This is a genomic window from Pseudomonas sp. TNT2022 ID642, assembly GCF_028656995.1.
GTDB lineage: Bacteria > Pseudomonadota > Gammaproteobacteria > Pseudomonadales > Pseudomonadaceae > Aquipseudomonas.
In genome coordinates, this window is the sequence record NZ_JAMDGW010000019.1 from 49,109 (window position 1) to 68,537 (window position 19,429).

Consider the following 19,429-nt stretch of genomic DNA (forward strand, 5'->3'; position numbering starts at 1 on the left):
GAGCGCAGCCTGCGGCAGCTCCTACACGGGAACATGCGTTTCTCTGTAGGAGCTACCGCAGGCTGCGATCTTTTGCTTTTAAAGATTCTGCGGGGTCAACTGCGCGCCACGCCATTCGAACGCAACCGGTGCCAGCACCTGATCAATCTGCGCTTCAGCCCACAATGTCGCGAAGCTTTTTCCCACACCCGGATGCACGCGATCCGGCGCAATCAGTGACAACGGCCACAGCACAAAAGCATTTTTCAGGATTTCCGCGCGCGGCAGAACCAGTCCGTCGAAATTCCCCACCTGATCGCCGTACAACAGCACATCGATATCCAGCGGCAAGCCCTTGCGATCCGGCGCGTAACGTCCGTTATCCGCCTCAATGAATTTCAAGCGGCGATCCAGCTCCATCAACGACAGATCGGTATACGCCGACACCACGAAGTTGAAGAACGGCCCGCTTTTGATCCCCACAGGCGCGCTCTCGAACACCGCCGAACAGCGGATATCCACCAGAAACGTCGCCAAAGCATCAAGACCGGCGCGCAAATGGGTTTCACGCTCGATATTGCTACCGAGCCCGAGGTAGACCTGAGTCAGCGACATCCGCGCTCGATCTCCACACCCACGCCGCCCTTGGCAGCCGGAACGGCGCCAGGCTTGGTCAGCTTCAGACGCACCCACGTGATTTTGAATTCGCTCATCAGCACTTCGACCAGACGTTCGGCAAAGGTCTCGACCAGCTGAAACTGCGCCTGCTCGGCAAAAGCCTGAATCCGCGTGGAAACGCTGGCGTAGTCGAGCGCCAGGGTCAGGTCGTCACCGGCGGCGGCCGGGCGATTGTCCCAAGCGAAGCTCAGATCAAGTCGCAAGCACTGTCGGATGCCGCGCTCCCAGTCGTAGGCACCAATGACGGTGTCGACTTCCAGGCCCTCGATAAACACTCTGTCCAAGCACTTTTCTCCGCTGCACGACAAGGGCGCAATGCGCCGTTAGAATCAGGGCGTCCTCGCCCGGAATAGTTAGCATGTTTTGGTTACTGGCGACTTTCGCCTACCTGCTCGGCTCGCTGTCCTTCGCCATTTTGCTCAGCCGCCTGACCGGTAACCCGGATCCGCGAATGAGTGGCTCGGGCAATGCCGGTGCCACCAACATGCTGCGCCTGGCCGGTCGCAAACTGGCGATCCTGACCCTGTTGGGTGATCTGTGCAAAGGCCTGGTGCCGGTGCTGATCGCCTCGGCTGTGGGCCTTTCGTTGCAGGATCAAGCCTGGATCGGCGTGTATGCCGTGATCGGTCACCTGTTCCCGCTGTATTTCCGCTTCCGTGGCGGCAAAGGTGTTGCCACCGCCGCCGGGATGCTGCTGGGCCTGTATCCGCCCGCTGCGCTGTTGGCCGTGTGCGCCTGGCTGCTGACGTTCTACCTGACCCGTACCAGCTCGCTGGCCGCGCTGATTGCCACGCCGCTGACCCTGCCGTTGCTGGCCTGGCAGGAACCGGAGGCGCTGTTGCCAATGAGCGCGCTGACACTGCTGATCGTCTGGCGCCATCGCGGCAATCTACGCGACCTGTTTGCCGGGCGCGAACGGCATTTTTAAATACCGCCCATGAGCGCCGCTCATCACAACGCCGACAATTGCTCCATCGGCCAGCGCGCCTGCACGCTGATCGCCAGACTTTCCTGCTGACCGGCCTGCAAACGCTGGCAACCGGCAAACGCGATCATCGCGCCGTTGTCGGTGCAGAACTCGGGACGGGCGTAGAACACATCACCCTTCATATCGCCGAGCATCTTTTCCAGCGAAACGCGCAAGGCCTTGTTGGCACTGACGCCGCCAGCGATCACCAGACGCTTCATGCCGGCCTGTTTCAGGGCACGCTTGCACTTGATGGTCAAAGTCTCCACCACGGCCTGCTGGAACGCCAGCGCGATGTCGCAACGGGCTTGCTCGTTGTCGTCCCCGGCGCTGACGCACTGCTGCCAAGCGTTGAGCGCAGAGGTTTTCAGACCACTGAAGCTGAATTGCAGACCCGGGCGATCGCACATCGGACGCGGAAAGGTGAAACGTCCTGCAACGCCCTTCTCCGCCAACTTGGCAATTTCCGGCCCGCCCGGATAATTCAGGCCCATCATCTTCGCGGTTTTGTCGAATGCTTCGCCCGCAGCGTCGTCGAGTGTCTCGCCGAGCAAGGCGTATTGGCCGATACCATCGACCTGAACCAGCTGCGTATGACCGCCCGAAACCAACAAAGCGACGAACGGGAATTCCGGCGGTTTTGGCTCCAGCATCGGTGCGAGCAAATGCCCTTCCATGTGGTGCACGCCGAGCGCTGGAATGCCCCAGGCAAACGCCAGCGCCTGAGCGCAGGAAGCACCAACCAGCAGCGCACCAACCAGGCCAGGACCCGCGGTATAGGCGATCGCATCGATCTCGGTGGGCACGCAGTCCGCCTCGGCCAAGACCTGACGGATCAGGGGCAGCATGCGCTTGACGTGGTCACGCGAGGCCAGCTCCGGCACAACCCCGCCATAAGCGCGGTGCAGGTCGATCTGGCTGAACAGCGCGTCGGCCAGCAGGCCGCGTTCACTGTCATATAATGCGACGCCGGTTTCGTCGCAGGAGGTTTCTAATCCCAGTACTAGCATGGGTTTGCGCCTTGTTTAGGCTGAATTCGAAGGCGCGCATAATAGTCGCCGCGTGATGCCCCGACCAGCGGTTTTCGATCAGAGGCTTTGCATTCCGAGCGATGAGGGGTTAACATCCGCAACCCTTAAAAACCGACGTCTTCAAGTGCTCTTTTGCCGCGAGGATGTTGACCCCGGTAATGAATGAAGGTAGCTCTGGATGCCAGCCGTCAAAGTTAAAGAGAACGAACCCTTCGACGTAGCTCTGCGTCGTTTCAAGCGCTCCTGCGAAAAAGCCGGTGTACTGGCTGAAGTTCGTAGCCGCGAATTTTACGAGAAGCCAACTTCTGAGCGTAAGCGCAAAGCAGCAGCCGCTGTTAAGCGTCACGCCAAGAAAGTTCAGCGCGAACAGCGCCGCGCCGTTCGTCTGTACTAATACACAGACGTTCGTAGCAAGCTTCTTGCCTAAGCCCGGCTCTCAGCCGGGCTAATGGCATTTGCGTAAAACGCTTGATGCTTCACCGTCGAAGCCGCACACGCGACCGAGACAAATCTGCTTCACGCGTCAGACCTGGCTCTTTTGCCAGCGGTGCACGTCTTTTCTGACGAGCCTTTCAAGGCTACTGACGAGCACACCCACTGATTCCTCTCACGACGATCAGCCCAAGGCACCTGCATGCGTGCCCGCTTTATTGAGCTATCCGAGGCCATTAACCGGCCGTCAGCGGATTCAGCGCAACACTTTCAGATAGTCGAAGACTGATGAGTACTAACGTCAGTGGATTTTCGGCAGATACACTTCCCGACAGCGATTACGCAGACGACACCGGTCGAGCCGCACATTTTGCGCGCTTCAAACAATGACCCGCGTTCGGCAGCATTTCGCATCGGACTTATTACAGCGCAGACGACGAGTACGCCATGGCCGGGCTGATTCCCCAGAGCTTCATTGACGACCTGCTGAACCGCACCGACATTGTCGACGTGGTCAGTTCGCGCGTGCAATTGAAGAAGGCCGGCAAGAACTACACCGCCTGTTGCCCGTTTCACAAAGAAAAAACCCCGTCTTTCAGCGTCAGCCCCGACAAGCAGTTCTACTATTGCTTCGGCTGCGGCGCCGGCGGCAATGCCCTCGGCTTTCTCATGGATCACGACAACCTGGATTTCCCCCAGGCCGTCGAGGATCTGGCGAAAGCTGCCGGCATGGAAATCCCTCGCGAAGAAAGCGGCCGCGAGCGCAAGCCACGGCAACCGACTGATTCGCCGCTCTACCCGCTGCTCACCGCCGCCGCTGACTTTTACAAGCAGGCGCTCAAGAGCCACCCCGCCCGCAAGGCTGCCGTGGATTACCTCAAGGGCCGCGGCCTGACTGGCGAGATCGCCCGGGATTTCGGGCTCGGCTTCGCGCCGCCCGGCTGGGACAACCTGTTCAAACACTTGAGCAGCGACACGCTTCAGCAGAAAGCCATGATCGACGCCGGCCTGCTGATCGAGAACGCCGAAACCGGCAAACGTTATGACCGCTTCCGCGATCGCGTGATGTTCCCGATTCGCGACACCCGTGGGCGCATCATCGCCTTCGGCGGCCGCGTGCTCGGCGACGACAAGCCGAAATACCTGAACTCACCGGAAACCCCGGTATTCCATAAAGGCCAGGAGCTCTACGGCCTTTATGAAGCGCGCAAGAACAACCGCAACCTCGACGAAATCATTGTCGTCGAAGGGTATATGGACGTCATCGCCCTCGCCCAGCAAGGTCTGAAGAACGCCGTAGCGACGCTGGGCACCGCGACCAGTGAAGAACATTTGAAGCGCCTGTTCCGTGTCGTACCGAACGTTTTGTTCTGTTTCGACGGCGACCAGGCCGGCCGCAACGCCGCTTGGCGCGCCCTGGAAGCAACGCTATCGAGCCTGCAGGACGGCCGCCGGGCGCGTTTTCTGTTTCTGCCTGAAGGCGAAGACCCGGATACCCTGGTGCGCGCCGAAGGCACTGACGCCTTCAAGGCCCGAATCAATCAGCACGCTCAGCCGCTGGCCGATTATTTCTTCCAGCAACTGACCGAAGAGGCCGACCCGCGCTCGCTCGAAGGCAAGGCGCACATGGCCACCCTCGCCGCACCGCTGATCGACAAAGTGCCGGGCGCCAACCTGCGCATCCTGATGCGTCAACGCCTGACAGAAATTACCGGCCTGAGCAGCGAGACCGTCAGCCAGCTCGCACAAAGCGCGCCGCAGGAAGCGCCGCCCGCCTACGATCCGGGCATCGATTACGACGCAATGCCGGACTACAGCGACTACCATCAGCCGCAGGCACAGGACATGTATGTGCCGCAGCAGGAGTGGACACCGAAGAAACCCGGCGCTGGCGGCAAAAAGTGGGACAAGAAGCCCTGGGACAAAAACGGCAAGCGTGGCGGTGATCGCGATCAGCAACGCCCGCGCACCCCGATTGGCGTCGAGTCGCCGACCCTCACCGCCCTGCGCACTCTGCTCCATCACCCGCAATTGGCCGAGCGCGTCGAAGACGCCGGGCACATAGCGGACGAGAATCAGACCAACGCCCAGCTGCTTGTGGCGCTGCTCGAAGCCGTACAGAAGAATCCCAAGCTAAACTCATTTCAGTTGATCGCGCGATGGCACGGCACTGAACAGGGTCGCCTGCTCAAGGCACTGGCAGAAAAGGAATGGCTGATTGACGGAGATAACCTTGAACAACAGTTTTTCGACACCATTACTAGCTTGTCAGCCCGCCAACGCGAGCGAAATCTGGAACAGTTGCTCAGGAAAGCGCGTCAAAGCGAACTGAGCATTGAAGAGAAAAACCAACTGCGCGACCTATTAAGTCGCAATGTTTCCGCATCAAACCCGACCTCAACTGGCGCGTGAGGTCATAGCTCAGGTATAATCCTCGGCTTGTTTTTTGCCCGCCAAGACCTTCAGTGGATAGGGTGTTATGTCCGGAAAAGCGCAACAGCAGTCTCGTATTATTGAGTTGATCAAACTGGGTCGTGAGCAGAAGTATCTGACTTACGCCGAGGTCAACGACCACCTGCCCGAGGATATTTCAGATCCTGAGCAGGTGGAAGACATCATCCGCATGATTAACGACATGGGGATCCCCGTACACGAGAGTGCTCCGGATGCGGACGCCCTTATGTTGGCCGACGCCGATACCGACGAGGCCGCTGCGGAAGAAGCAGCCGCCGCGTTGGCAGCGGTGGAGACCGATATCGGTCGCACCACTGACCCAGTGCGCATGTACATGCGTGAAATGGGTACGGTCGAGCTTCTGACTCGTGAAGGCGAAATCGAAATCGCCAAGCGTATCGAAGAGGGCATCCGTGAAGTGATGAGCGCAATCGCGCACTTCCCTGGCACGGTTGACCACATTCTCTCCGAGTACACCCGCGTCACCACCGAAGGTGGTCGCCTGTCCGACGTTCTGAGCGGTTATATCGACCCGGACGACGGCATTGCGCCGCCTGCCGAAGTGCCGCCGCCTGTCGAAGCGAAAGTGGCGAAAGCCGACGACGACACCGACGACGATGAAGCCGAATCTTCCGATGACGAAGAAGAAGCCGAAAGCGGTCCGGATCCGGTCATCGCTGCCCAGCGTTTCGGCGCCGTGGCTGACCAGATGGAAATCACCCGCAAGGCCCTGAAAAAGCACGGTCGCAACAACAAGGCAGCGATTGCCGAGTTGCTGGCACTGGCCGAGCTGTTCATGCCGATCAAACTGGTACCGAAGCAATTCGAAGGCCTGGTCGAGCGTGTTCGCAGTGCCCTGGATCGTCTGCGTCAGCAAGAGCGCGCGATCATGCAACTGTGTGTACGTGATGCACGTATGCCACGCGCCGATTTCCTGCGTCAGTTCCCGAGCAACGAAGTCGACGAAAGCTGGTCCGACGCCCTGGCTAAAGGCAAGAGCAAGTACGCCGAAGCCATCGGTCGCGTGCAGCCGGACATCATTCGTTGCCAGCAGAAACTGATCGCGCTGGAAACCGAAACCGGTCTGACCATCGCAGAAATCAAGGACATCAACCGTCGCATGTCGATCGGTGAGGCCAAGGCCCGCCGCGCGAAGAAAGAGATGGTTGAAGCCAACCTGCGTCTGGTGATCTCGATCGCCAAGAAGTACACCAACCGTGGCCTGCAATTCCTCGATCTGATCCAGGAAGGCAACATCGGTCTGATGAAAGCGGTAGACAAGTTCGAATACCGTCGTGGTTACAAGTTCTCGACTTATGCCACCTGGTGGATCCGTCAGGCGATCACTCGCTCGATCGCCGACCAGGCCCGCACCATCCGTATTCCGGTGCACATGATCGAGACGATCAACAAGCTCAACCGCATTTCCCGGCAGATGTTGCAGGAAATGGGTCGAGAACCGACCCCGGAAGAGCTGGGCGAACGCATGGAAATGCCTGAGGACAAGATCCGTAAGGTATTGAAAATCGCTAAAGAGCCGATCTCCATGGAAACCCCGATCGGTGATGACGAAGACTCCCATCTGGGTGACTTCATCGAAGACTCGACCATGCAGTCGCCAATCGATGTCGCCACTGTTGAGAGCCTCAAAGAAGCGACTCGCGAAGTGCTGTCCGGCCTCACTGCCCGTGAAGCCAAAGTACTGCGCATGCGTTTCGGTATCGACATGAACACCGACCACACACTCGAAGAAGTGGGCAAACAGTTTGACGTAACGCGTGAGCGGATCCGTCAGATCGAAGCCAAGGCGCTGCGCAAGCTGCGCCACCCGACGCGAAGCGAGCATCTGCGCTCCTTCCTCGACGAGTGATACCAGAACCCCCGGCCCAGGCCGGGGGTTTTGTTTATATGGCAGATTAAATCCTCCGCAACGCCCCTCCCCCGCATACCCCGTCTACACTCGAAACAATCATCCCCGAGCCATAACGAGAGCGTTATGCCCAGATTGGCGTCCGTGCTTTTTTTGCTGTCACTGATGATCTGGACCGCAACGGCTGACGCGCTGACTCTGACCGATGAAGAACGTAGCTGGCTGGCGGCTCACCCGGACTTGCGCCTGGGTGTCGATGCGTCGTGGCCGCCCTTTGAATTTCGCGATGACCAGAACCGTTATCAGGGCCTGGCGGCGGACTATATCGACGTGATTCGCCAACGCCTGGCAATCAAATTGACACCCATCGAACCGGTGAGCTGGACGGTGGTGCTCGAACAGGTCAAATCGGGCAAGATCGACCTCCTGCCCGGCATCATGTCCACCCCCGAACGCCAGACCTACCTATCGTTCACCCGCCCTTATCTTGATTTCCCGATTGTCATCCTTGCCCACATCGGCGGCGCGCAACCGCGCAAACTTGACGACCTGTACGGTTTGAAAATCGCCGTGGTGGAAAACTACGCGCCCCACGAACTGCTGCGCACCCACCACCCCGATCTGAATCTGGTGGCCATGCCCAATGTCAGTTCGGCGCTGCAGGCGTTAGCGACCGACGAAGTGGACGCCGTGGTCGGCGACCTCGCATCCAGCGTCTGGAGCCTGCGCCAGCTCAAGCTCGACGGCCTGTACGTCAGTGGCGAAACCCCCTATCGCTACCAACTGGCAATGGCCGTGCCCCGCGATAACAAGATGCTGGTGGGGATTCTCGACAAAGTGCTCGCGGACATGAGCCCAGATGAAATCAGCAGCATTCAGGAGCACTGGGTCGGCAACGTCCTTGATCATCGGACATTCTGGTCGGATCTGCTGATCTACGGTTTACCGGGGCTATTGTTGTTGGTGACGATTCTCGCCGTGGTGATCCGCATCAACCGTCGCCTGAGTTCGGAAATCGCCCGTCGCATCGACCTCGAACAGGAACTGCGCAGCAGCGAATATCACTATCGCGGCCTGGTCGAGAGCCTGTCGGCCATTGCCTGGGAAGCGCGGATAAGCGACTTCACCTACAGCTATGTCTCGCCCCACGCCGAGGACTTGCTCGGCTATCCACAATCGCACTGGCTGATCCCCGGCTTCTGGCACAACATCATTCACCCGGCCGATCTGACCCGCACGCAGAGTTACTGCAAAGAAGCACTGCGCGAGGGTCGCGATCACATCGTCGATTATCGCGTGATCACCGCGGATGGCCGCTGTTTGTGGGTACGCGACATCGTCAGCCTGATCGAACATGGCCACGAGCCGGTGATGCGCGGTTTGATGATCGACATCAGCGAAATCAAGCGCACTGAAGAAGCACTGCAGCTCTCGGAGCAAAAGTTCGCCTCGGTCTTCCAGCAGTGCCCGGACATTCTGGTGATTGCACGACTGTCCGACGGTTGCCTGCTGGAGGTCAACGAAGCGTTTGAAGAACAGATCGGGCTGAAAGCCGAGGAAGTCCTTGGCCAGACGGCGACCGACCTGAATATCTGGGGCATTCCCGGCGTTGGTCCGGGACTGCTGCAACGTTTGCAGGCGGGCAGCATTCGCAACCTGGAGATGCCCTTTCGCCGCAACAACGGCCAACTGTTCACTGGCCTGATTTCCGCCGAGCCGTTCGATCTGGACACCACGCCAGCCCTGGTGGTCGTTGTGCGTGATATCACCCAGCTCAAGGAAACCCAGCAGCAACTGCAAACCTCCGAGGAGAAGTTCGCCAAAGCCTTCCATGCCTCACCGGACGGTTTGTTGTTATCACGCCAGAGCGATGGCCTGCTATTGGAGGTCAACGAAGGTTTCAGCCGTATCACCGGTTTCAATAGCGCCATGTCGGTGGATCGTTCGGCGCTGGACCTGGGGATATGGGTCAATCTCAACGAGCGCAAACAGATGCTCGACCTGTTGCACCGCGACGGCTTTGTGCGTGACTTCACCTGTCATATTCGCCGCAGTGACGGGCAGATTCGCCTCTGCGAAGTCTCCAGCCGTCCGCTGCCGATTGGCGAAGAAGACTGCATGTTGACCATCGCCCGCGACATCACCGAGCGCCATCTGATGCAGGAAAAACTGCAACAGGCCGCCACCGTGTTCGAAAGCACTGCCGAAGGCGTGCTGATTACCGACACCCAACAGCACATCAGCGCAGTCAACCGCGCCTTCACCGAAATCACCGGCTACAGCGAAAGCGAGGCCCTCGGACACACACCGCGCCTGCTTGCCTCCGGCCTGCACGACAGCGCGTTTTACGCGGCAATGTGGCACCAGTTGACCGACGAAGGTCACTGGCAAGGCGAGATCTCCAACCGGCGCAAGAACGGCGAGTTGTACCCGAGCTGGCTGACCATCAGTGCCGTGCGCAATCGCGACAGGTTCATTACCCACTTTGTCGCGGTGTTTGCCGACATCTCCAGTCTCAAGCATGCGCAAGCCAAACTCGACTATCAGGCGCACCACGACCCGCTCACTGGTCTGCCGAACCGCACGCTGTTCGAAAACCGTTTGTTGATGGCGCTGAACAGTCAGCAGGAAAACGGCGGTCAGGGCGCCGTGCTGTTTCTCGATCTCGACCGTTTCAAACACATCAACGACAGCCTCGGCCATCCGGTCGGCGACCTGCTGCTCAAGGGCATCGCCGTGCGCCTGAAAGAGCAACTGCGCGACATCGATACCGTGGCGCGTCTGGGCGGTGACGAATTCATCATTCTGCTGCCCGGCCTGCAACAGGCCAGTGATGCCGACAACATTGCCACCAAACTGCTCAACTGCTTTGGTGCGCCATTCCAGGCCGGCGAGCATGAGTTCTTCATCAGCGCCAGCATCGGCACCAGCCTCTATCCACGGGACGGTTGCGATGTCGCGACCCTGGTGAAAAACGCCGACGCGGCCATGTACCGCTCCAAGGCCAAGGGCCGCAACCGTGTCGAGAGTTATACCCGCGACCTCACCGCCCAGGCCAGCGAGCGCATCGCGCTGGAACACGAACTGCGCCGGGCTATCGAGCGCGATGAACTGTTTCTCTACTACCAACCGAAAATCAGCCTCGACGACCATCGCCTGGTCGGTGCTGAAGCCCTGATCCGCTGGCGTCACCCTACCTTCGGCGACGTACCGCCGGAGCACTTCATTCCGCTGGCCGAAGAAAACGGCATGATCCTGCAGATCGGTGATTGGGTGCTCGAGACCGCATGCCGGCAAATGTTCGAATGGAATCAGATCTACGACAGCCTCGGCCCGCTGTCGGTGAACCTCGCCGGCGCGCAACTGCGTCAGCCGAATCTGCTCGGGCGCATCGAACAACTGCTCAACGACAACCACCTGCAGCCGGATTTACTGCAACTGGAAATTACCGAGAATTTCATCATGAGTCAGGCCGAAGAGGCGCTGGCCGTGCTGCACCAACTCAAACACCTCGGCGTTCAATTGGCGATTGATGACTTCGGTACGGGTTATTCTTCGCTCAGTTACCTCAAACGCCTGCCGCTGGATATCCTCAAAATCGACCAGTCGTTCGTCCGCGGATTGCCCGATGACCCCCACGACGCGGCCATTGTGCGGGCCATCATCGCGCTGGGCCGGAGCATGCAATTCACGGTTATCGCCGAGGGCGTGGAAACCCAGGCACAACAACAATTTCTCGCTGCCGAAGGCTGCGAACAGATCCAGGGCTACATCGTCAGCCTGCCGCTGCCGCCAGAAGAATTCGCCGCGACGTTTCTTCGTGTAACCGTATCGGATTATTCGGATAGCACAGCCGAGAAACCGTCGCTATAATCCGCGACCTACTGAGGGCCTATAGCTCAGTTGGTTAGAGCAGAGGACTCATAATCCTTTGGTCCACGGTTCAAGTCCGTGTGGGCCCACCAAATTGAAAGCCGCGCATTGCGCGGCTTTTTTTTGGGTGATGGATTAGGGCTCGAAGTCTTGGCGAGCACAATATTCGGAAGCGCATTGTTAGGAATACAACCGCAAGATCTGTAGGAATGTTCCCAAATTATGTTTTCTCTCCTCCCCGCGTGTTGTTGACCGTTTCTACAGACGAGTAATCTCCGGACGCCACCGCCCGTCCAGGATTGTTTTTATGCTCGTGATTGCTGCGCCACTGATAAAGGAAGCAGCCGACCAACCAACCTGGGATCAACCTTGCTTTACCTGATCTGAGAACGTTATCGAGAGAACTTCGGTCAGCGGCAATCGACGAGATAAAAAGGGCTGACAACGCAGAAGACGCCCTCAAAATCCTTCTGGATCAATTTGGGTTTCTCGACGAGTCCGTACTGACCGTCACTATCCTCACACCCATTGGGAGGGTGGCAGTCATGAGAGACAAACTGGCTCATATCGTTGAGAAACGTCCAGACTCCCGAGAGCGCTATGTTCGACATGCCATCGATACGCTCACGGGACCTTTCGAAGTCTGGAAAGTCCTTTACGATAATGGCGGTCACCGAATGGCATTCATCAATGCCTATGAGGCAAAAAACGACATGCTTGTCGTGGTCGATGTGCGAAACGGGCATGTCCTCTGGAACTTCATGCACGCACCGGCCAGAGCGATGAACAAACACCGCCAAGGCGAGCTTTTGTTCAAGCGGTACATTCTTGAAGACAAAGAAAAGGGCAGCCATGCGGCTGCCCTTGATGTTTGAATCCTGATATTTGCATCCTCAGGAAATGGGATGAAGAGGTCTCACCTTACACCGATGTTGCAGCATCGCTGAGGTACCTACGTCCGCTAATGCCCTGCAAGGCAGCAGATTTCGCGCTCTTGCTGGCATTCTTGATAAATAGGCCAGGCAAGTCAAATCAAATATCCGATGTTTTGTTTCAGCGCACCGTTAGCGTCGACGCTTGGGTGAACCGCTCCAACATCACCCGCAGCGTGTCGCTTGTAGTGCCTGTAACATGCACCACTCATCGCCCCCCCACACACACCGGAGCCGCCCCTTGCCAGACACCCGCCCGCCCGTGCTCGATGAAATCGACCGTCAGCTGATCGCCGCCCTGCAAATCAACGCCCGCGAGAGCGTGGCCATGCTCGCCCGGCAATTAGGCATTGCGCGCACCACCGTGACGTCGCGGCTGGCACGGCTGGAAAAGGCGAGAGTGATCACCGGCTATGGCGTGCGCCTGGGTCAGCGCGTGGTCGATGGTGGGCTGCAGGCCTACGTCGGGATCAAGGTACAGCCGCGTTCCGGCAAAGAGGTGTTGCGTCGGTTAAGTGCGATGGCGCAGGTGCAGCAGCTTTGTGCCGTGAGTGGCGAGTTTGATTATGTGGCGTGGTTGCGCACTGATTCGCCAGAGCAACTGGATCAGTTGCTGGATCAGATTGGCAGCGTGGATGGGGTTGAGAAGACCACGACTTCGATCATTTTGAGCAGCAAGATTGATCGCGGGCAGCCGGTTTAAGATTTTGATCGGGCTTCTCGGGTGGATTTCAGGACCTCTTCGCGAGCAGGCTCGCTCCCACATTTTGGTCGGTGTGTAGTCGCGCCTCGTCATATTGATCGATGAATTGGCAAAACGACGACACTTTGCGTCTTATTAACGTGTTCTACGCTCCCTAGAATGGCTGGCATCTTTTCCTATACTCAGACGCGCATCCCACGTCGGGTCGCCAGCAAGGTCAGCCATGAACAAGAACAATCGCCATCCTGCAGACGGTAAGAAACCAGTCACCATTTTCGGCCCGGACTTTCCGTTCGCGTTTGACGACTGGATCGAACACCCGGCCGGTCTCGGCACTATTCCTGAACATAATCACGGCGCCGAAGTGGCGATTGTCGGCGCGGGCATCGCCGGGCTGGTGGCCGCCTATGAGCTGATGAAACTCGGTTTGAAACCAGTGGTTTATGAGGCGTCGAAGCTTGGCGGTCGTTTGCGCTCGCAAGCGTTCAACGGCACTGACGGCATCGTCGCTGAACTGGGCGGCATGCGTTTTCCGGTGTCCTCCACCGCGTTCTATCACTACGTCGACAAGCTCGGCCTGGAAACCAAACCGTTCCCGAACCCGCTGACGCCAGCCTCCGGCAGCACGGTGATCGACCTCGAAGGCAAAACCCATTACGCACAAAAACTGGCGGATCTTCCTGCACTGTTTCAGGAAGTGGCTGACGCCTGGGCGGATGCGCTGGAGGCCGGCTCGCAGTTCGCCGATATCCAGCAAGCCATCCGCGACCGTGATGTGCCACGTCTGAAAGAGCTGTGGAACACGCTGGTGCCGTTGTGGGACGACCGCACCTTCTATGACTTCGTCGCCACGTCCGAGGCCTTCGCCAAACTGTCGTTCCATCATCGCGAAGTGTTCGGTCAGGTCGGTTTCGGCACCGGCGGCTGGGATTCGGACTTCCCCAACTCGATGCTGGAAATCTTTCGTGTGGTGATGACCAATTGCGACGATCACCAGCACCTGGTGGTCGGCGGCGTCGAGCAAGTGCCGCAAGGCATCTGGCGGCATGTGCCGGAGCGCTGCGTGCACTGGCCCGAAGGCACCAGCCTGAAATCCCTGCACCGTGGCGCGCCGCGTTCCGGCGTGAAGAAAATCGCTCACGCACCGGATGGCCGTTTCGCCGTCACCGACAACAACGGCGACACCCGCGAATACGCCGCCGTGCTGACTACCTGCCAGAGCTGGTTGCTGACCACCCAGATCGAATGCGACGAAAGCCTGTTCTCGCAGAAGATGTGGATGGCCCTCGACCGCACCCGCTACATGCAGTCATCGAAAACTTTCGTGATGGTCGACCGGCCGTTCTGGAAGGACAAGGACCCGGAAACCGGTCGCGACCTGATGAGCATGACCCTCACCGATCGCCTGACCCGTGGCACCTATCTGTTCGACAACGGTGACGACAAGCCGGGCGTGATCTGCCTGTCGTACTCGTGGATGAGCGATGCGTTGAAAATGCTCCCGCACCCTGTGGAAAAGCGCGTTGAGCTGGCGTTGAACGCGCTGAAAAAGATCTACCCGAAAGTCGACATCGCTGCGCGGATCATTGGCGATCCGATCACCGTGTCGTGGGAAGCCGACCCGTACTTCCTCGGCGCCTTCAAAGGTGCACTGCCGGGCCACTATCGCTACAACCAGCGCATGTACGCGCACTTCATGCAGGACGAGATGCCGGCCGAACAGCGCGGAATTTTTATCGCTGGCGACGACGTTTCGTGGACACCGGCGTGGGTCGAAGGCGCAGTGCAAACCTCGCTCAACGCGGTGTGGGGGATCATGAAGCATTTCGGCGGGTCGACACATAAAGCGAACCCGGGCCCCGGTGATGTGTTCAAAGACATCGGCCCTATCGCCTTGCCCGAGTAAGAGGAATCCCTGATGCGTGTAGCCCTTTACCAATGTCCGCCGCTGCCTCTGGACCCCGCCGCCAACCTGCAACGCCTGCATCAACTGGCGATGGAGGCCAAGGGCGCCGACCTGTTGGTGCTGCCGGAGATGTTCATGACCGGCTACAACATCGGCGCCGAAGCGGTGAGCACCTTGGCCGAGGTCTACAACGGTGAATGGGCGCAGCAGATCGGGCGGATCGCCAAGGCTGCCGGTCTGGCGATTGTTTATGGCTACCCGGAGCGGACTGCCGATGGGCAGATCTACAACGCCGTGCAGCTGATCGATTCGAGCGGTGAGCGCCTGTGCAACTACCGCAAAACGCATCTGTTCGGTGATCTGGATCGCTCGATGTTCAGCCCCGGCAATGATGATTTTCCCATCGTCGAACTCAACGGCTGGAAGCTCGGTTTCCTGATCTGCTACGACCTGGAGTTTCCGGAAAACACCCGACGCCTGGCACTCGCCGGCGCCGAGCTGATTCTGGTGCCAACGGCGAACATGATTCCGTTCGATTTCGTCGCCGACGTCACCGTGCGTTCACGCGCCTTCGAAAACCAGTGCTACGTGGCCTACGCCAACTATTGCGGCAACGAAGGCGAGATCCACTATTGCGGGCAAAGCAGCATCGCTGCACCGGACGGCAGCCGCATCGCACAGGCCGGTCTCGACGAAGCGCTGATCGTCGGTGAACTGGATCGGCAGCTGATGCTCGACTCGCGCGCGGCCAATCGCTACCTCAGCGACCGCCGTCCGGAGCTTTACGGCGCGCTGAACCAGCGCTAATCCGCTAGCATTGGCACTTCACTGTTCTGGAAGTGCCCATGCCTGCGCCGACTCACCCCCGCCCTCACACTGAAACCCTGGCCAACGGCTTGCGCGTGACCCTGCGTCATGCGCCCGGTCTGAAGCGCAGTGCCGCTGCATTGCGCGTGGCTGCCGGTAGCCATGACGTGCCGTTGGCGTGGCCGGGGCTGGCGCATTTTCTGGAACATTTGCTGTTTCTCGGCACCGAGCGTTTCCCGGCGAATCAAGGGTTGATGGCTTTCGTGCAAGGTCACGGTGGCCAGGTGAATGCCAGCACTCGCGAACGCACCACTGATTTTTTCTTTGAGTTGCCGACACAAGCATTCAGCGCTGGGCTGGAGCGTCTGTCAGACATGCTCGCCAACCCGCGTATGAACCTGGACGATCAGCTGCGGGAACGTGAGGTGTTGCAGGCGGAATTTGTCGCCTGGTCACAAGATCCTGCAGCGCAGCAGCAGTTTGCCTTGTACGAAGGATTACCGGCAGAGCATTCGTTGCGCGGCTTTCACGCCGGGAATCGGGACAGCCTGCAAGTCGAGCAAGCTACGTTTCAACAAGCCTTGAAAGACTTCCACCAGCAGTTTTATCAAACTGGGCAGATGACGCTGAGTCTGGTCGGACCGCAGAGTCTTGATGAGTTGAAAGCCCTGGCCCAGAAGTTCGCAGCGACTTTACCGGCTGGGGATAAAGTTGCGCAGGCTATGCCACTGCCGTTAGCGGTGAAAAGTTATCAACAGGTCGATGAACGACGCAGCAATCTGTTGTTTGCGTTTGAGGCTCTGCCTGAATCGTCCAGCGAGGCGTTGGCGTTTCTTTGCCATTGGTTGAACAGCGCCAAGCCCGGCGGATTGCTCGCGCATTTGCAGCAGCAAAAACTGGCAGACGGATTAACAGCCACGCCGATTTATCACTTCGCCGGGCAAGCATTGCTGCATCTGCAATTCACTGCGCCATGCGAATCGTTGAAAGCCATTCGCGAACATCTGCTCGATTGGTTGAGCTTCTTTGCTCGCCAGGACTGGGCACCACTGCGCGAGGAATACGCCGCCCTGCTTCAACGTCAGCAGCAGGTCAGTGGCGCGCTGCAACTGGCGCGGCTCGACAGTGAGCCGTTGGAAAACCGCCTGACCGATTCCGGCGTTGCAGCCCTCAGGCAGATCCTCGGTGAAATCGGCACTGTGGATAACTTCAGCGAGCACTGGCACCTGCCCGCTGCCAATCCTTTTCTGCGAGTCAGCGAGCCTCTGGCCAACGCCGGGCTGATTCGCGGCCAGACCAGCGCCCACCGTGGTCTGCGCACGTTTGCTCAGGATCGCTCGCGCGGCCGGCGCGAACGCTCGCCGATGCAGTTCAGCCAGGCGCTGCCGGACAGCGGCGATGAAGGCGCAATCTATCTGCGTTGGCACATGGAGGCTGCAGCCACTGCTGATCTGCACTCAAGATTGCAACGCAGTCTTCGGCAAACGCAGCAGGACGCGCGCGAAGCCGGGGTCGAGTTGTCTTTCAACACCACCGGTACTCAATGGCTACTGAAGCTCACCGGTCTTCAGGAATCGATGCCCGGCATCCTGGAGCACGCGCTGAAAAGCCTGACGCAAGTTGATGCGGATTCGCCACGTAGTGAGCCAGAAACCCCGCTGATCCCTATTCGGCAACTGCTTAAAGCGTTACCGGAACATGTTCTGCAATATGCCCACAGCGGCGATGACGCCAAACACCTGTGGACAACTTCGCGCTGGGACGGCCTCGCCCTGGGTCTGAATCAACAGACACAGTCTGCCATGGGCCTGGCCCTTAGCCGCATTCCCGGGGTTGCGGACAATCAGTTGCCGGCACCGGCGACGATCACCGCGCAAAAACACTGGAGCCACATCGATAGCGCCTCCAGCGAACACGCTTTGCTGTTGTGCTGCCCGACCGCCGGCCAAAACATCGCCGACGAAGCCGCATGGCGCCTGCTCGCGCAGCTGTGCCAGACGCCGTTCTATCAACGTCTGCGAGTCGAGTTGCAATTGGGTTACGCGGTGTTCAGTGCGCTGCGCCAGATGCAGGGCCAAACCGTCATCCTGTTCGGCGTGCAATCGCCGAGTGCCAGACCTGTGGAAGTGCTCAAGCACATTCAACAGTTCCTCAGCGGCATTCCCGCCCTGATTGAACAGCTTGATGAGTTCAGCCTCAGCCAACATCTTAAAAGCCTCGCCGAACAATTCGACGACGCCAATCTGTCCAGCAAAGATGCCGCCGAACTACTCTGGCAGGCGAAGCTCGCCGGCCACTCGTCGGATTATCTTGAGCAACTGCTTGCCGCCATCGGCCGCCTGGATCGACAGACATTGCTCGCGGCTGCTCAGCGTTTAATCAACGCCGAAGGCGGCTGGCTCTGCCTCGCCAGCGATCCCGCGCCCGAAACCCTATGACGAACGACAAATTGATCATTACCGAGGCTGCAAGGAGCTTTCTCAAAGATTCACGGGCAAACCCTGTGAAATTTTGAGTAACATAGCAGCCTAACTATTTGGAACATCTCTGCGCTGCCGTGGACTATAACTATGGACAGCGCTATCCCACCCACCCTGAAGGAGACACCCATGTCCTGGACAAAACCGGCTTACACCGACCTGCGTATCGGCTTCGAAGTCACCATGTACTTCGCCAGCCGCTGAGTTCTGCTTACGTAGAATTGCAGTGCAACGCCTCGGCTCGCCGGGGCGTTTTATTTTCCGCGTTGAAATGATGGAGCGTTCATGTTCGTCCAGATTCTGGGTTCGGCCGCCGGTGGCGGTTTTCCGCAGTGGAACTGCAACTGCGTCAATTGCGCAGGCTTTCGCGACGGCAGCCTGAATGCCAAGGCCCGCACCCAATCGTCCATCGCGATCTCCGATGACGGCGTGAACTGGGTGTTGTGCAACGCCTCGCCGGACATCCGCGCGCAGCTGCAAAGCTTCGCCCCGATGCAACCGGGCCGCGCCCTGCGTGACACTGGCATCAGCGCGATCATTCTGATGGACAGCCAGATCGACCACACCACCGGCCTGCTCAGCCTGCGCGAAGGCTGCCCGCATCAGGTCTGGTGCACGGACATGGTTCACGAAGACCTCAGCACCGGTTTCCCGTTGTTCAAGATGCTCACGCACTGGAATGGTGGACTGGACTGGAACCGCATCGAACTCGACCAGAGCTTCACCGTGGCCGCATGCCCGAACCTGCGCTTCACCCCGCTGCCGTTGCGCAGCGCCGCGCCGCCGTACTCGCTGCACCGCTTCGATCCGCACCCGGGCGACAACATCGGTTTGATCGTTGAAGACTTGAAGACCGGCGGCAAATTGTTCTATGCGCCGGGCCTGGGCAAGGTCGATGCGCCGCTGCTGGAGATCATGGCGGGGAGCGATTGCCTGCTGGTCGACGGCACGATGTGGGACGACGATGAAATGCAGCGCCGTGGTGTCGGCACCCGCACCGGTCGTGAGATGGGGCATTTGGCGCAGAACGGGCCTGGCGGCATGCTCGAAGTGCTGGAGCAGTTGCCTGAGCAGCGCAAGGTACTTATCCACATCAACAATACCAATCCGATTCTCGATGAAGATTCGCCGGAGCGTGCCGAACTGGCGCGGCGCAATGTTGAAGTGGCGTTCGATGGCATGAGTATTGTGTTGTAGCGGATGGCCCCATCGCTGGCAAGCCAGCTCCCACAAGGTTCTGTGGCGTACACAAAACCTGTGGGAGCTGGCTTGCCAGCGATGACGTCCTGACAGACACCACAGAATCCAACGGTTGTT

General features: G+C 58.9%; 15 protein-coding genes and 1 tRNA gene. 13 read left to right on the top strand and 3 right to left on the bottom strand.

What is annotated here, in order from left to right; translation table 11 throughout:
* Positions 1 to 78: 78 nt before the first annotated feature.
* Complete coding sequence (gene folK, locus M5G26_RS18460) at positions 79 to 594, bottom strand: 2-amino-4-hydroxy-6-hydroxymethyldihydropteridine diphosphokinase (protein WP_273916174.1); 516 nt, start codon at positions 592 to 594, stop codon at positions 79 to 81.
* Positions 585 to 941: a dihydroneopterin aldolase gene (folB, locus tag M5G26_RS18465; protein ID WP_064390789.1), complete on the bottom strand. Its 357-nt coding sequence runs from the start codon at positions 939 to 941 to the stop codon at positions 585 to 587. Before folB ends, folK begins: the two co-directional genes overlap by 10 nt.
* Before the next feature lie 74 nt (positions 942 to 1,015).
* Between folB and plsY the strand changes: the two genes are divergently transcribed.
* Positions 1,016 to 1,585 carry a glycerol-3-phosphate 1-O-acyltransferase PlsY gene (plsY, locus tag M5G26_RS18470; protein WP_134178009.1) on the top strand — a complete coding sequence of 190 codons (570 nt, stop codon included), beginning with the start codon at positions 1,016 to 1,018 and terminating at the stop codon, positions 1,583 to 1,585.
* A gap of 23 nt (positions 1,586 to 1,608) precedes the next feature.
* Here the strand turns inward: plsY and tsaD are convergent, their stop codons facing one another.
* Positions 1,609 to 2,634 (bottom strand): tRNA (adenosine(37)-N6)-threonylcarbamoyltransferase complex transferase subunit TsaD, encoded by a 1,026-nt coding sequence (gene tsaD / locus M5G26_RS18475; protein WP_273916175.1) that lies wholly within the window; start codon positions 2,632 to 2,634, stop codon positions 1,609 to 1,611.
* 199 nt (positions 2,635 to 2,833) lie between these two features.
* Here tsaD and rpsU point away from each other — a divergent pair, with 199 nt between their 5' ends.
* The 12 genes from rpsU to pqqB all read left to right on the top strand — a co-directional run bounded on the left by rpsU (position 2,834) and on the right by pqqB (position 19,309).
* Positions 2,834 to 3,049, top strand: a complete 216-nt coding sequence (gene rpsU / locus M5G26_RS18480) for a 30S ribosomal protein S21 (protein WP_002551877.1) — start codon at positions 2,834 to 2,836, stop codon at positions 3,047 to 3,049.
* Positions 3,050 to 3,534: 485 nt separating this feature from the next.
* Complete coding sequence (gene dnaG, locus M5G26_RS18485) at positions 3,535 to 5,499, top strand: DNA primase (protein ID WP_127930004.1); 1,965 nt, start codon at positions 3,535 to 3,537, stop codon at positions 5,497 to 5,499.
* A gap of 67 nt (positions 5,500 to 5,566) precedes the next feature.
* The gene (gene rpoD, locus M5G26_RS18490) at positions 5,567 to 7,411 is read left to right on the top strand and encodes an RNA polymerase sigma factor RpoD (protein WP_093441990.1); all 1,845 of its coding nucleotides are present in this window, start codon (positions 5,567 to 5,569) and stop codon (positions 7,409 to 7,411) included.
* Between the two features lie 126 nt (positions 7,412 to 7,537).
* Positions 7,538 to 11,284, top strand: coding sequence for a bifunctional diguanylate cyclase/phosphodiesterase (locus tag M5G26_RS18495; RefSeq protein WP_273916176.1), 3,747 nt, complete (start codon positions 7,538 to 7,540; stop codon positions 11,282 to 11,284).
* Positions 11,285 to 11,299: 15 nt separating this feature from the next.
* Positions 11,300 to 11,376, top strand: a tRNA-Ile gene (locus tag M5G26_RS18500).
* Positions 11,377 to 11,811: 435 nt separating this feature from the next.
* On the top strand, positions 11,812 to 12,159 hold the full coding sequence (locus M5G26_RS18505) for a PBECR2 nuclease fold domain-containing protein (RefSeq protein ID WP_273916328.1): 348 nt from the start codon (positions 11,812 to 11,814) through the stop codon (positions 12,157 to 12,159).
* Positions 12,160 to 12,457: 298 nt separating this feature from the next.
* Positions 12,458 to 12,919, top strand: coding sequence for an Lrp/AsnC family transcriptional regulator (locus M5G26_RS18510; protein WP_150708514.1), 462 nt, complete (start codon positions 12,458 to 12,460; stop codon positions 12,917 to 12,919).
* A gap of 223 nt (positions 12,920 to 13,142) precedes the next feature.
* Entirely contained in the window at positions 13,143 to 14,825 is a 1,683-nt protein-coding gene (locus M5G26_RS18515; protein ID WP_122604323.1) for a flavin monoamine oxidase family protein, read from the top strand.
* Positions 14,826 to 14,837: 12 nt separating this feature from the next.
* Positions 14,838 to 15,632: a carbon-nitrogen hydrolase family protein gene (locus M5G26_RS18520; RefSeq protein WP_150693811.1), complete on the top strand. Its 795-nt coding sequence runs from the start codon at positions 14,838 to 14,840 to the stop codon at positions 15,630 to 15,632.
* Positions 15,633 to 15,670: 38 nt separating this feature from the next.
* Positions 15,671 to 18,070 carry a pyrroloquinoline quinone biosynthesis protein PqqF gene (gene pqqF, locus M5G26_RS18525; protein ID WP_273916177.1) on the top strand — a complete coding sequence of 800 codons (2,400 nt, stop codon included), beginning with the start codon at positions 15,671 to 15,673 and terminating at the stop codon, positions 18,068 to 18,070.
* 171 nt (positions 18,071 to 18,241) lie between these two features.
* The gene (pqqA, locus tag M5G26_RS18530) at positions 18,242 to 18,316 is read left to right on the top strand and encodes a pyrroloquinoline quinone precursor peptide PqqA (protein WP_003422658.1); all 75 of its coding nucleotides are present in this window, start codon (positions 18,242 to 18,244) and stop codon (positions 18,314 to 18,316) included.
* Positions 18,317 to 18,397: 81 nt separating this feature from the next.
* A complete protein-coding gene (pqqB, locus tag M5G26_RS18535; RefSeq protein WP_273916178.1) occupies positions 18,398 to 19,309 on the top strand; it encodes a pyrroloquinoline quinone biosynthesis protein PqqB in 912 nt (303 codons plus the stop codon).
* Positions 19,310 to 19,429: the final 120 nt, after the last annotated feature.

Coding starts and splice junctions, on each gene's coding strand:
- folK (WP_273916174.1), bottom strand. CDS start 594: ATGTCGCTGACTCAGGTCTACCTCGGGCTCGGTAGCAATATCGAGCGT.
- plsY (WP_134178009.1), top strand. CDS start 1,016: ATGTTTTGGTTACTGGCGACTTTCGCCTACCTGCTCGGCTCGCTGTCC.
- tsaD (WP_273916175.1), bottom strand. CDS start 2,634: ATGCTAGTACTGGGATTAGAAACCTCCTGCGACGAAACCGGCGTCGCA.
- rpsU (WP_002551877.1), top strand. CDS start 2,834: ATGCCAGCCGTCAAAGTTAAAGAGAACGAACCCTTCGACGTAGCTCTG.
- dnaG (WP_127930004.1), top strand. CDS start 3,535: ATGGCCGGGCTGATTCCCCAGAGCTTCATTGACGACCTGCTGAACCGC.
- rpoD (WP_093441990.1), top strand. CDS start 5,567: ATGTCCGGAAAAGCGCAACAGCAGTCTCGTATTATTGAGTTGATCAAA.
- M5G26_RS18495 (WP_273916176.1), top strand. CDS start 7,538: ATGCCCAGATTGGCGTCCGTGCTTTTTTTGCTGTCACTGATGATCTGG.
- M5G26_RS18515 (WP_122604323.1), top strand. CDS start 13,143: ATGAACAAGAACAATCGCCATCCTGCAGACGGTAAGAAACCAGTCACC.
- M5G26_RS18520 (WP_150693811.1), top strand. CDS start 14,838: ATGCGTGTAGCCCTTTACCAATGTCCGCCGCTGCCTCTGGACCCCGCC.
- pqqF (WP_273916177.1), top strand. CDS start 15,671: ATGCCTGCGCCGACTCACCCCCGCCCTCACACTGAAACCCTGGCCAAC.
- pqqB (WP_273916178.1), top strand. CDS start 18,398: ATGTTCGTCCAGATTCTGGGTTCGGCCGCCGGTGGCGGTTTTCCGCAG.